This is a genomic window from Streptomyces huiliensis, assembly GCF_020037025.1.
Taxonomy (GTDB): Bacteria; Actinomycetota; Actinomycetes; order Streptomycetales; family Streptomycetaceae; genus Streptomyces; species Streptomyces huiliensis.
Window position 1 is genome coordinate 1 of the sequence record NZ_JAIQLH010000193.1, and the last position, 12,809, is coordinate 12,809.

The window sequence follows — 12,809 nt, forward strand, 5'->3', positions numbered from 1 at the left end:
GCGCGACGGCACCGGCCGCGTTCCCCGCAGGCCGTCTGCCGCCCGGCGCGGGCGTTGTGGCCGGGCCGGGCCTCGCCTCGGAGGACTGCGGGGCGCGGCGGGAGTACGGGTGCCCGAGCGGGTCGGGGCCACCGGTGACCCCGCCGGCCGGTGCGGGGGCGGTCGAGCTTGCCTCCGCCTCGGGGCGGGGAGCGGCCGGGCCGGCACACGGGTGCCCGTGCCGGCCTGTGGTGCCGGGGTACTCGCCCGGCCCACGCCCGGGCCCGGCCTCCTCGCCCTGGCGGAGCGCGGCCGGTGGCGCGGGCTTGGCGGCGCCCGCCGTTCCGGTGGCGGGGACACCGGACGCGCCCGGCGTGGCCGGGTGAGGGCCCCGGGGTGGGGGCCCGGACGGGGCCCCGGTGCTTCCGGTGCGGGGGCGGGTGCCTCCTACCGTGGCAGGCAGCGCTCTGCGGACGGCCCGGACGCGGGCGGACCCGCTTCCGCCCGTGCCGTCGGCACCGCCGCCCGCGGCCCGAGCCCCCGTCCCGGGCGGGATGCCGCTGCCGGACGCCGTGCGGGCGGGGCCTGAGGTGCCGGTGGTGGCGGGCGAGGAGGCGGGGGAGGCCGTCGGGGCTTCGGCGGCAGTCGTGCCGCCGCCCGCGCCGCGCGCGAGCAGGCCGCGTACCGCCGTCGGCAGGTCCGGGGCCCAGCGCGCGGCCCGTGCCACCTCCTCCAGGCGGGTCGCCCGGGTCGGGACGAGGACGCCGGAGGCGCCGGCCGCCGCCGCGGCCTCCATGTCGCTGCCGATGTCGCCGATGACGACGCAGTCCTCCGGGTCGACGCCCAGGGCGCGGGCGGCCGTCAGGACCAGGCCGGGGGCCGGCTTGCGGCAGGGGCAGCCGTCGTGCGGGCCGTGGGGGCAGACCGCCCAGACGTCGAAGCGGCCCAGCAGCCGCTCCACCCGCGCGTTCACGCGGTCCACCTGGGCCGGCGTCAGCAGGCCCCGGGCCACGCCCGACTGGTTGCTGATCACGCCGAGGGGCACGCCGAGCCGCCGCAGCGCGGCCACCGCCTGCCGGGCGCCGGGGGCGGGGACGACCCGGGCCGGGTCGCCGTTGTAGGGCACGTCGCGGACCAGCGTGCCGTCCCGGTCGAAGAGCACGGCGGCCGGGAGCCTGCGGGCCGTCATCGCCGCACCCCCTTGCGCGGGGCGGTCCGCACCGGCACCGGGACGACCAGCGGGCCGTGTACCGCCGACCGTACCGGCCGGGCACCCCGGTGCCGCCAGGTGCCGCGCAGCCGGTGGCAGACCGCGAGTGGCGGGATGACCGTGCTGGTCGCGAGCATCGCCGCCACCTCGGACGCGGTCCGTGGGCCCGGCGCGATCCGGGCCCAGGCGAACTCCGCCGTGCCCAGCGCCCAGCCGACGGCCGCCGCCGCGCCCGCGCCCGGATGGCCGGAGACCGCCAGGGCGGCGGCGAGCGTCCCGGCCGCGGTCACCATCGCGTGCCCGCGCAGCCGCCCGCGCGGCGCCCCGGCCCTTTCCCACCAGTCGGAGCCGTGCAGCCGCCGCATCAGCGCGTCGTCGGCGTTGCCGGCCTGGGTGCGCACCGAGACCCAGGGGCCCGCGGGACGCACCGGGTGCCGGGTCGTCCGGGTGCCGCGCTCCAGCCGCCGGCCGGCCGCCAGGACGCGCAGCGCCAGGTCGGCGTCCTCGCGGAAGGCGCGCGGGAAGCGCTCGTCGAAGCCGCCCACCGCCTCCAGGACGGCGGTGCGGTACGCCATGTCGGCCGTGGCCCACCGGGCGTCCGCGAGGCCGGCGGTGTTCCGCTCCCAGTCGGTGGGGCGCCGGCCGGACGGCAGCGGCACCTCGATGACGCCCTGCACGCCGGCCACGTCCGGGCCCGCCCGCAGCAGGTCACCCGCCAGGTCGTCGCGCCACGCGGGCCCCACCCGGACGTCGTCGTCGAGGAAGACCACCCAGGGGCTGTCCACCGCGCGCCAGCCGGCGTTGCGGGCCGCCGCCGGCCCGTGGCCGCCGGCGCTCAGCACCGACGCGCGGGGCCGCAGCGTCCCCAGGGCCGCCAGCGGCAGCGGCGGCCGGGCGTGCCGGGGGCCCCGGCGGTCGTCGACGACGACCACCTCGCGGGGTTCCGGGCCCGCCGACGACGCCAGCGCGTCCAGGCAGTCGGCGAGGCAGGGCCGGCCCACGGTGGGGATCACCACCGCGTAGGAGAAGGAACTCACCGTTCCGGATGAGGGATTCATGCCGACGGCCTCCCTCCGGCGTACGCCCGGCCGCGCCGGATCGCGTACGGCCCGATGGCCAGCAGGTCCACGGGTGCCGAGCCGAAGCACTCCAGCGCGTCGCGCGGATCGTCGACCATCGGCCGGCCGGCCGTGTTCAGACTGGTGTTGACGACGACGGGCAGTCCGGTGCGGCGTTCGAACTCAGCGAGCATCCGGGCCACCAGCGGCTCCCGCCGCGGCTCCACGGTCTGGATCCGGGCCGTGCCGTCCACGTGCACGACCGCCGGTATCCGGTCCCGCCACGGCCGGGCCACACCGTGCACGAACAGCATGTACGGGCTGGGCAGCGGCCCTTCGAAGATCTCGGCCGCCCGGTCGGCGAGGACCATCGGCGCGACCGGCCGGAACTCCTCGCGCCCCTTGACGTGGTTGAGCCGCTCCAGGTTCTCGGCCCGGCCGGGATGGGCCATCAGCGAGCGGTGGCCGAGCGCCCGGGGCCCGTACTCGCTGCGGCCCTGGAACCAGGCGACGATCCCGTCCGCGGCCAGCGTCTCGGCCACCGCCGCCGCGATGTCCGGCGGCTGCTCGTACGGCACCCGGGCCCGTTCCAGCCAGTCGCGCAGCTCCTCGTCGGACCAGCCGCGGCCCAGGTCGGCGCCGTCCATCGGCGCGGTGGGGGCGCCGCCGTCCGCGGCGAGCTGGAGCGCGGCGCCCAGGGCCGTACCCGCGTCACCGGCGGCCGGCTGCACCCACACCCGGCGGAACGGACCCTCCACGGCGATCCGGGAGTTGGCGACGCAGTTGAGGGCCACCCCGCCGGCCATGGCCAGCGACTCGGCGCCGGTACGGGCGTGCAGCCAGCGCGCCAGGTCGAGGAGCAGCTCCTCCAGGCACTGCTGGGTGCTGGCGGCGAGGTCGGCGTGGTCCTGCGTCCACTCCTGGCCGGGCACGCGCGGCTCGGTCAGCGCCGCCCACGGCACCGCGCTCGCCCGGAACCCGCCGTCCTCCGTGACGTGCAGGTACTTCCGCACCTCGGTCAGGAACCGCGGCTTCCCGTACGCCGCGAGGGCCATCACCTTGTACTCGTCGCTGCTGCGCAGGAAGCCCAGGTGTTCGGTGAGTTCCTCGTAGACCAGGCCCAGGGACTGCGGCAGCCGCTGGGTGGCCAGCACCTCCAGGTCGCCGCCGGTGTAACGGCCGGCCAGGTGCGAGGCGCACTCGCCGCGCCCGTCCAGGACGAGGACCGCGCTGTCGGCGTGCGGGGCCGCGAGGCCCGCGGACGCGGCGTGCGCCACGTGGTGGGCGACGAAGCGGACGCGCGCGGGGTCCAGGCCCGGCAGGGCGTCGGCGAGGAAGGCCGGCGCCTCGCGGGCGTAGGTCTGCCGCAGGTGGTCCCACGGGTCGTCGAGTCCCATCTCGGCGGCGGGCAGGGCGAGCGCCGGGTCGTAGGAGTAGGCGACGGCGTCCAGGTCGCCGGGACTCAGCCCGGCGTGTTCCAGGCACCACCGGGCGGAGAGCACCGGCAGCTCCCAGGCCGCGAACGGCACCGGCCGCTTGCCGTGCTTGCGCCGGGAGAACCGCTCCTCCTCGGCGGCGGCGACGATCCGCCCGTCGGCGACCAGCGCCGCGGCCGGGTCGTGGAAGAGGGCGTTGATACCGAGGATGCGCATGCCGTGCTCCGTCTCTGGTGGGGGTCCGGACGCCGGGGCTCCGCGGGGACCGGGAGGGGGGTTACGAGGAGGGGGCCGTCCGCGCGAACCACTCCACGGTCCGCTTGAGGCCCTCCGCGCAGTCCACGCGGGGCGACCAGCCGAGGAGGCGGCGGGCCAGCGTGGTGTCGGGCCGGCGCTTGCCGGGGTCGTCGACCGGCCGGTCCACGAACTCGATGACCGAGGCGGATCCGGTCAGGTCCACGATGAACCGGGCCAGTTCGAGGACGGTCGTCTCGTCCGTCCCGCCGATGTTGACCGGACCGGGGTGGCCGCGGGCGGCGAGCGCCAGGATGCCGTCCACCGTGTCGTCGATGTAGGTGAGGGACCGCGTCTGGCCGCCGTCGCCGGCCACCGTCAGCGGCTCGCCGTCGAGCGCCTGCCGGATGAAGTTGGGCACCGCCCGCCCGTCGTTCGCCCGCATCCTGGGTCCGTAGGTGTTGAAGAGGCGGACGATGGCGGTGTCCGTGCCGTGGGTGCGCCGGTAGGCGGCGACCAGGGCCTCGGCGTAGCGCTTGGACTCGTCGTAGACGCTGCGCGGGCCGATCGGGTTGACGTTGCCCCAGTAGTCCTCGCGCTGCGGGTGTTCGAGCGGATCGCCGTACACCTCGGAGGTGGAGGTCAGCAGGAAGCGGGCGGCGTTCCGGCGGGCGAGTTCCAGGGCTGCCCGGGTGCCGTTGCTTCCCACCTCCATCGTCTGGATCGGCAGCCGCAGGTAGTCGGCGGGCGAGGCCGGGCAGGCGAGGTGCAGGACCAGGTCCACCGGTCCTGGGACGGCGGCCAGGGCGGCCGGGTCCGACACGTCGGCGCGGACGAAGGAGAAGCGGGAATCCCCTTCCAGGTGGGCGATGTTGTCGCGCGATCCCGTGGCCAGGTTGTCCACGCAGCACACCTCGGTGCCCTCGGCCAGCAGCCGTTCGCACAGGTGGGATCCGACGAAACCCGCTCCTCCGGTGATCACCGCACGGGTCCAGCGTCGTTCGTCCATGATCACACTCCTTCGCGTACGGGCACCGGTCCCGGTGCGGTACGGCCCGCCGGTGAGGGACCGGCTGTCGTCGTCCCGTCGGGAGGGCTGCCGCGGCGCCGGACCGTCCGGTGGCCGGGGCCCGGGGACGACGCGGAATGGAGTTCTGTCTCTGCGGCCGGCCGGGAAGGGCTCGGCGCGGGGGCGGTCACCCGGCCCGGCTCGACCGGGCTCGTGTCCCCGGGCTCACCCGGGGCTCGCGGTCGTGACCCGCCGTAGCGAATGCGACTCGGCTAGAAGCGTCGCACAGCCCCGGCGGTTGGGCCACCTGGGGCAACCCGGGCCCGGCGGCACCGCCCGTACCGCCCGTTTCGGCTTGCCCGCCCGGGGCAGGCGGGTGAGCCTGAGGAGGCGATCGGCGCCGTACGGACGCCGGCCCTCCGGGGCGGTCGCGTCGGCGGCGGGAACCGCGGCACGCGGGATGGACCCGGCCGACGGCCGCCGCGACGAGGCGATGAGGCATTGACCAGGAAGGACGTACGCGCGTGCCCGCTCAATCCGAGTCAGGCCGGGGCATCGACCCGGCGGCGCAGGACGCCAAGGACCAGCAGCTGGAACGGTTCCGTGCCGCTCCCGCGCACGACGCGCTCACCACCGACCAGGGCGTGCGCGTCGACGACACCGACAACGCGCTGCGGGCCGGCCGGCGCGGGCCGACGCTGCTGGAGGACTTCCACAACCGCGAGAAGATCACCCACTTTGACCACGAGCGCATCCCGGAACGCGTGGTGCACGCCCGGGGCGCCGGCGCCTACGGCTACTTCGAGCCGTACCAGTCGCTGAGCGAGTACACCTGCGCCGACTTCCTCGCCGAGGCCGGCCGCCGGACGCCCGTGTTCGTCCGCTTCTCGACGGTGCAGGGGCCGCGCGGGTCCGCCGACACCGTGCGCGACGTCCGCGGGTTCGCCACCAAGTTCTACACCCGCGAGGGCAATTACGACCTGGTCGGCAACAACATGCCCGTCTTCTTCATCCAGGACGCCATCAAGTTCCCGGACTTCGTGCACGCGGTGAAGATGGAGCCCCACAACGAGATCCCCACCGGCGCCTCGGCCCACGACACGTTCTGGGACTTCTGCTCGCTCCAGCCCGAGTCCACCCACATGCTGATGTGGCTGATGTCGGACCGGGCCATCCCGCGCAGCTACCGGATGATGCAGGGCTTCGGCGTGCACACCTTCCGCTTCGTCACGGCGGACGGGCGGGGCACGTTCGTGAAGTTCCACTGGAAGCCCAAGCTGGGCGTGCACTCCCTGGTGTGGGACGAGACGCAGATCATCGCGGGCCGCGACCCCGACTTCAACCGCCGGGACCTCTGGGAGTCCATCGAGGCCGGCGAGTACCCGGAGTGGGAGCTCGGCGTCCAGCTGGTGCCGGAGGAGAACGAGTTCGACTTCGACTTCGACCTCCTCGACGCCACGAAGATCATTCCCGAGGAGCAGGTGCCGGTGCGGCCGATCGGCCGCCTGGTCCTGAACCGCAACCCGCAGAACTTCTTCGCCGAGACCGAGCAGGTCGCCTTCCACACGGCGAACGTCGTGCCCGGCATCGACTTCACCAACGACCCGCTCCTCCAGGGCCGGAACTTCTCCTACCTGGACACCCAGCTGATCCGGCTCGGCGGCCCCAACTTCAGCCAGCTGCCCGTCAACCGGCCGATCGCCGACGTCCACCACAACCACCGCGACGGCTTCGGCCAGCAGGTCATCCACCCGGGCACCAACTACTTCCCCAACTCTCTCGGCGGCGGCTGCCCCGCGCACGCGGGCGTCGGCGGCGGGGCGGGCGTGTTCCGGCACTACGCCGAGCGCGTCGACGGCGAGAAGATCCGGGTGCGCAGCGAGAGCTTCCAGGACCACTACAGCCAGGCGGCGCTGTTCTGGAACAGCATGGCGGACTGGGAGAAGCGGCACATCGTCGAGGCGTTCCGCTTCGAGCTGGGCAAGGTCATGTCCATCGAGGTGCGCGAGCGCATGGTCGGGAACCTGGCCAACGTCAACGCGGACCTGGCCACCCTGGTGGCGGAGGGCCTCGGCCTGCCCGCGCCGGCGCCCGCGGCGAACGTCCCCACCGCCGCGTCCCCCGCCCTCAGCCAGGAGAACCTGCTCGGCGACGAGGGGGTCCGCACCCGCAAGATCGCCGTCCTGGTGGCGGACGGGACGGACGCGGGCCAGGTCGCCGCCGCCCGCGGCCGGCTCACCGCGCACGGCGCGATCGTCGAGGTGCTGGCCGCCCGCGACGGCTCCGTCCAGGGCGCCGGGGGCGAAGTCCTCGACGTGGACCGGGCGATGCCGACCATGGCGTCCGTCCTCTACGACGCGGTCCTCGTGCCGGGCGGCGCCCAGGCGGTGTCGGTGCTGGCCGCCGACCCCGCGGCCGTGCGGTTCGTCGAGGAGGCGTACCGGCACGGCAAGCCGCTCGCGGTCTTCGGCGACGGAACGCGGCTGCTGACGGCGGCCCGGCTGCCCGAGGACGTCGTCCTCGGCGAATCGGCGCCCTCCTACGGCGTGTTCGCCGGCGACGGTACCGCCTCCGTCGAGGACGTCGCCGACGCCTTCGCCACGGCCATCGCCCAGCACCGCTTCCCGCGCCGCCCGGGCCTGCTCAACTGAGCCCGGGGGAGCGCACGGTGAACGCCACCGCCGGCGACCGGCGCACGGTACGGGCGCTGCTCGACGCGCACGGCCGCACCTACGCCGAGGAGGCGGGCATCCGGCTGCGGGACACCCCGCAGCCGCTCTACCGCCTCCTCGTCCTGGCCTGCCTCCTCAGCGCCCGGATCCGGGCGTCGGTCGCGGTGGCCACCGCCCGCAGTCTCGCCGACGCGGGCCTGAAGGACCCCCGCCGGATGGCCGACGCCGGCTGGCAGCGGCGCGTCGACGCGCTCGGCGCGGGCGGCTACCGCCGCTACGACGAACGCACCGCCACCCAACTGGGCGAGGGCGCCGAACTGCTGCTCGACCGGTACGGCGGCGACGTCCGCCGGATGCGCGCCGCCGCCGACGGCGACCCCGGCCGCCTCCCGGCAATCCTCCAGGAGATCCCCGGCCTGGGCCCCGCCGGCGCGAGCATCTTCCTCCGCGAGGTCCAGGGTGTCTGGCCGGAGCTCCTGCCCTACCTCGACGACAAGGCCCTCCAGGGCGCCGCCCGCCTCGGCCTCCCGACCCGGCCCGAGCCCCTGGCCCGGCTGGTCGCCCCCGAGCGAACCTCGGCCCTGGCCGCCGCCCTCGTCCGCGCCGCGCTGGACGAGGACGTGGTGGAGGACGTACGGGGGCGGGCGGGGAAGTGAGGGCGGGCGTCCGCCCGTGAACACCGGGGCGGGAGCGGCGAAGCCGCGACCGCGTGCCGTGCGTTGCGCGTGCCGTGCGTTGCGCGTGCCGTGCGTTGCGCGTGCCGTGCGTTGCGCGTGCCGTGCGTTGCGCGTGCCGTGCGTTGCGCGTGCCGTGCGTTGAGACTCCGCCAACTTGAAGTCGCAGGTCAAAGGGCTGGTGTGATCGGATTGCGGGGTACTCGTGCTGGTCGCGGGCGGAAGTCCGCGGAGAAGATCGTCCGTCAGCGCGGTCGGCTTGCCGGTTTCCGTTCGCCTTGAGCGGTCAGCCTTCTACGATCCGATGCATGCTGGATCCCGAGCTGCTGGAACGGATCACCGCGCGGCGCGCGGAACTGGACGAAATGGAAGAACGGCTGGCCAAGGAGTTGGTGGAGGTTCGAGCTGAGCGGGATGAGCTCGCTGTCGCCGAACGGGTCCTTGAACGGGTGTCCGGGCAGCTCGCCGAGGAACACGCCTCGGACCTGCCGGCGCCCGGGCAGGTGGCCGGACGGGCGGTGATGCTGATCCCGCACCGCGAACCTGGTGTGGAGGAGCGCGCGCTGCCGCCGGACTACCAGCGCATTCTCACCGTTGTGCGGCAGGCCGCAGGACCTGTCATGGCCCGCGAGGTCGGCGAGGCGGTGGGCGTGGACACCAGCGTGCGGGCCAAGCTGGAACCGCTACGCAGCAAGCTGGTCAGACTCGCCGATCGCGGCTGGCTGCGGAAACTCCCCGACGGCCGGTTCACCACGCGCCTGTGACCAGGGGGCACCGCCGCCCGGAGCGGTGCGGCACGGGCGTAACCAGGGTGCGCCCGGAGGCCGTTGGAATTGTGTGACGAATACCAAAAAGCACGCCGAGGACACCTGCCCGCTTGTCTACCAGTGCCGCCTGTCCCTGTCCACGAGCACAGTCAACCATCTCGCCGATCTGCTCAGGCGCCATCTGAAGGCGATTCGATCCAGGTGGCGGATCCTGCCGCCCGGGAAGATCGCGGTGATCGTCCTAGCCGTGCTCCGTCACGATCAGCGCCTGGCCGACATGGCCGGCGGCAACAACGTGTCCGAGTCCACCGTCCGCCGCTGGCGCGACGAGCTGATCATCCTGCTCGCCGCGCAGGCACCGCGCCTGGACCGCGCCCTGAAGAAGGTCGCCAAACAGGGCGGAGAGGTGGTCCTGATCGACGGGACCCTCATCCGCACCCAGCGCCGCACCGGAAGGGCCGACCGGCGGAACTACTCCGGAAAACACCGCCGCCACGGCCTGCACTTCCTCGCCCTGACCGACGAGAAGGGCCGGCTGATCTGGATATCCGCGGCCCGGCCGGGCCGCACCCACGACAACACCGCCGCCCGCCACGACCACATCCTGGCCCACCTGCGCGCCGCCGGCCTCGGGGCGCTGGCAGACCTCGGCTTCCGCGGCCTGGACAACGACGTATGCGACCCCGTGATCGTCACCGGCTTCCACGCCAGCCGCACCCACAAGCTCACCCCAGGCCAGAAGACCGCCAACCGCGTCCTCGCCGTCGGACGGGCACCGGTCGAGCACGGCTTCGCCCACCTCAAGAACTGGCGGACCCTCACCAAACTCCGCACCGACCCCGCCCGCGCCACCCACCTCCTGCGCGCCCTGCTCGTCCTGACGAACCTCGAAGTCAACCGCTGACGGTAGGCGTAGATGCGATATCCGTCATTGTCCACGCCTTCACGGACGTCCTGGGGCTCCGCGACGGGATCGACGGGTGGAAGCGAGCACAATCCCATCTGCTCATGGGGGACGAAGAGCTGACCTGGCCCGGTTACCCGGCACCCGCCTCCACGCAGCAGAAGGCTGCTCGACTGGTCGCCGAGCTCCACGCGTGCCGGCGTACCGTCAGGACGTTTGGCCCGCAGACAGCCACGAGGGCCTTCCGCCGCGTTCGCCGAAAGCGCGTGATGCCCTCGCCCTGCCCCGAAGCGGCCGAGGCGGGATCCCGCAACCAACTGACGGCGGCCAGCGGAATTTCCCCACGTACGGCCACTCGGCGCCGTGACGCTACGTGGCCGTATGTGGGCGTGGTCCTCACCTCGTGTGCGGCTTTCGCCGTGCCGGTGTCAGCGGCGGAGTTGCCGGAAGAAGGCGCGGATGTCGTCGACGAACAGGTCGGGGACTTCGAAGGCCGGGAAGTGTCCGCCCTCGGCGTGTTCGCGGAGGAAGGACGGCCCACCGCCAGGGTGGAGGACCTTTCGGACGAGGGGATTGCTGTAGAAGAGGGAGGCGCCCATAGGGACGCCGTTGGGTTCACCCCAGCTGCTGTCGGGGGCGTGGGCCAGTTCCCAGTAGAAGTCGGCTGCCGCGGGGCCGGTGCGGGTGAACCAGTAGAGGCTGGCGGTGACCAGGACGTCCTCGCGGCTGAGCGGTGTGGTGGGGTTGGCCCACTCGGCGAGCTTTTCGGCGATCCAGGCCAGCTGGAGGATCGGGGAGTCGGCCAGTCCGGCGGACAGGGCGTTGGGCTCGGTCGAGTGGAGGACCCGGTAGCCCTTCATCTGGGACCAGGATCGCTGCGCCGCTTCGAGCCCGGCTTGTTCTTCCGCGTCGAGGCCCTCGGGCAGCGGGAGGTCCTCGCCGGCCATGCCGAGCTGGAGCCGGTCTCCGTGGGTGTGAGCGCCGATCACCCGTTCCGGCAGGAGCATCGCCATCCGGCCGGTGACCCCGGCGCCGAGGTCGCCGCCCTCTACCCCGAACCGCTCATATCCCAGCTGGGTCATCAGCTCCCCGAACGCCAGGGCCGTGCGTTCCAGATTCCACCCCCGCGCCGACAGCGGGCTGGAGAAGGCGAAGCCGGGCAGTGAGGGAATGACGACGTGGAATGCGTCGGCCGGGTCTCCGCCGTGCGCCCGCGGGTCGGTCAGCGGCCCGCTGGCCTCCAGGAACTCCACGAAGGAGGTCGGGTAGCTGTGGTTGAGTAGCAGCGGGATGGCGTCCGGCTCGGGGGAGCGCAGGTGCAGGAGGTGGATGGTCTGCCCGTCGATCTTGGTGAGGAACTGCGGGAAGCTGTTCAGCCGGGCTTCGTGGGCCCGCCAGTTGAACCCGTCCGCCCAGTACGCGGCCAGCTCATGAAGATAGGCCGGTGGGATGCCCCGGTCCCAGTCGGCGCCGGTGCCGGGCACCGGATACGGCGATCGGGTGCGGGCCAGACGGTCATGCAGATCATCCAGATCGGCCTGCGGGATCTGGATGCGGAACGGGGTGATTTCAGCACTCATAGTGATCAACGTAGAGGCTGAGCAGTTCGCCCGGTCTCGATGCCGACCACCGAAGTGGTCGTGTCATGCAAAGCCCAGCCCAGCCGCAGCGATCGGCCCTTGATCTCGTCACCCTTAGTGAGAATCGCGGCCAGATGGCTCCCCGATAAGTGGCCACGAGCGGGGAATCGCAACTGGCCACTGACAACCAACCCCGAGAGTGGCGGCGGCAGCGCCCCTCTGGATCCGTCCCTACTCACCCTCACAGGTGAATTGTGCGAAAAGCGATCCTAGAGGGTCGTTGTCCCTGCTGTCCTAGATGTGCACGTCCCTGACTCCCCCCAGAGGGAAGGAGACCTCGTCATGCATGCACCGAGGCACGTGAGCAGGATCGTGGCGACCGCCGGAGCGGCAGTGCTGATGCTGGTGGCCGGCATGGCCACCCCGTCACAGGCCGCCGAAGGCACCTTCTTCTACACCCGCGCCGATACCGGACAAGAGGCCTTCCTCGGCTCCACGCCCACCGGTCCCTGCCTTGCCATCCCCGGGGGCGCGCGCCTGGCACACAATGACACCGACACCGATGCCCGGCTGTACACCAACAGCAACTGCACCTCGACCAGCAGGTTCCTCGGCTCCCGGCAGCAGGACGAGTACACCGCGCCATACCCGACATATGTGAAGTTCGGATAGCGGCGCGCGCTACGCCAATCGCTGTGGTCCCGTGACCGGAAGAACGTCGTCGGGATCGGGGCCGCAGCCCGCCCCTCGACACAGGCGAGTGCACCCGTCCAGCCCCGCGTCACCAGCCGCTTCATCCGCGAGCGGACCCCTCGATCCGAGCCGGGGTCGTCTTTCCCCCCCAGCTGCACCGCGATCTGCTTCACCCGCTTCCCGCCGGCGACTTCCGGCACGGTGAGCACCGACAAGATCTGCTGGTACTCCGGCGCGAGCGTCTTCACGTCGGCGCCCTCGGCCCACAGCGCATGACGGAGCCTGCCACCGCGGCCCTGACCGGCGCCGTTTCCTCTGCCAACGACTCGTCGGCCAGCACCTCCGCTACATGACGGACGATCTACCCCTCAGACAGCCGCCCACGACCAGTGCAAGCACCCCGAGAACCGGTCACACCAGCCCTTTGACCTGCGACTTCAAGTTGGCGGAGGCTCCGTGCGTTGCGCGTGCCGTGCGTTGCGCGTGCCGTGCGTTGCGCGTGCCGTGCGTTGCGCGTGCCGTGCGCGGAGTGCGGTCTCGGGGGTGCGGGGGCTTGCCCCCGCAGGAAACGGTGAAAGGGCGGGGGGGGGGCT

10 protein-coding genes are annotated in these 12,809 nt (G+C 73.3%); 5 read left to right on the forward strand and 5 right to left on the reverse strand.

All coding sequences use genetic code 11. From position 1 onward, the window contains the following. From JNW98_RS36945 to JNW98_RS26890, 4 genes are all read right to left on the reverse strand, one after another. The coding region (locus JNW98_RS36945; RefSeq protein ID WP_372459330.1) for a D-glycero-alpha-D-manno-heptose-1,7-bisphosphate 7-phosphatase at positions 1–1,168 on the reverse strand (1,168 nt) is incomplete at its 3' end. Further along, complete coding sequence (locus JNW98_RS26880) at positions 1,165–2,247, reverse strand: glycosyltransferase family 2 protein (protein ID WP_223770892.1); 1,083 nt, start codon at positions 2,245–2,247, stop codon at positions 1,165–1,167. The genes JNW98_RS36945 and JNW98_RS26880, both read right to left, overlap by 4 nt. Then, on the reverse strand, positions 2,244–3,899 hold the full coding sequence (locus JNW98_RS26885; RefSeq protein WP_223770893.1) for a carbamoyltransferase family protein: 1,656 nt from the start codon (positions 3,897–3,899) through the stop codon (positions 2,244–2,246). The genes JNW98_RS26880 and JNW98_RS26885 overlap by 4 nt, the downstream gene beginning before the upstream one ends. Positions 3,900–3,960: 61 nt before the next feature. Continuing rightward, positions 3,961–4,926 carry a UDP-glucuronic acid decarboxylase family protein gene (locus JNW98_RS26890; RefSeq protein ID WP_223770894.1) on the reverse strand — a complete coding sequence of 322 codons (966 nt, stop codon included), beginning with the start codon at positions 4,924–4,926 and terminating at the stop codon, positions 3,961–3,963. Between the two features lie 524 nt (positions 4,927–5,450). On the opposite strand from JNW98_RS26890, the gene JNW98_RS26895 reads away from it, so the two are divergent. The 4 genes from JNW98_RS26895 (at position 5,451) to JNW98_RS26910 (ending at position 9,943) form a co-directional block, all read left to right on the forward strand. Then, positions 5,451–7,577: a catalase gene (locus JNW98_RS26895; protein ID WP_223770895.1), complete on the forward strand. Its 2,127-nt coding sequence runs from the start codon at positions 5,451–5,453 to the stop codon at positions 7,575–7,577. A gap of 17 nt (positions 7,578–7,594) precedes the next feature. Continuing rightward, on the forward strand, positions 7,595–8,254 hold the full coding sequence (locus tag JNW98_RS26900; RefSeq protein ID WP_223770896.1) for an HhH-GDP family DNA glycosylase: 660 nt from the start codon (positions 7,595–7,597) through the stop codon (positions 8,252–8,254). Positions 8,255–8,580: 326 nt separating this feature from the next. Further along, positions 8,581–9,036, forward strand: a complete 456-nt coding sequence (locus tag JNW98_RS26905) for a hypothetical protein (protein ID WP_223770897.1) — start codon at positions 8,581–8,583, stop codon at positions 9,034–9,036. A 73-nt stretch (positions 9,037–9,109) separates the two neighbouring features. Further along, positions 9,110–9,943, forward strand: a complete 834-nt coding sequence (locus tag JNW98_RS26910; protein ID WP_223770898.1) for a transposase family protein — start codon at positions 9,110–9,112, stop codon at positions 9,941–9,943. A gap of 428 nt (positions 9,944–10,371) precedes the next feature. Here JNW98_RS26910 and JNW98_RS26915 read toward each other — a convergent pair whose 3' ends face one another. Further along, positions 10,372–11,523 carry an epoxide hydrolase family protein gene (locus JNW98_RS26915; RefSeq protein WP_263421249.1) on the reverse strand — a complete coding sequence of 384 codons (1,152 nt, stop codon included), beginning with the start codon at positions 11,521–11,523 and terminating at the stop codon, positions 10,372–10,374. 342 nt (positions 11,524–11,865) lie between these two features. Between JNW98_RS26915 and JNW98_RS26920 the strand changes: the two genes are divergently transcribed. Next, positions 11,866–12,195 (forward strand): hypothetical protein, encoded by a 330-nt coding sequence (locus JNW98_RS26920; protein WP_223770899.1) that lies wholly within the window; start codon positions 11,866–11,868, stop codon positions 12,193–12,195. Positions 12,196–12,809: the final 614 nt, after the last annotated feature.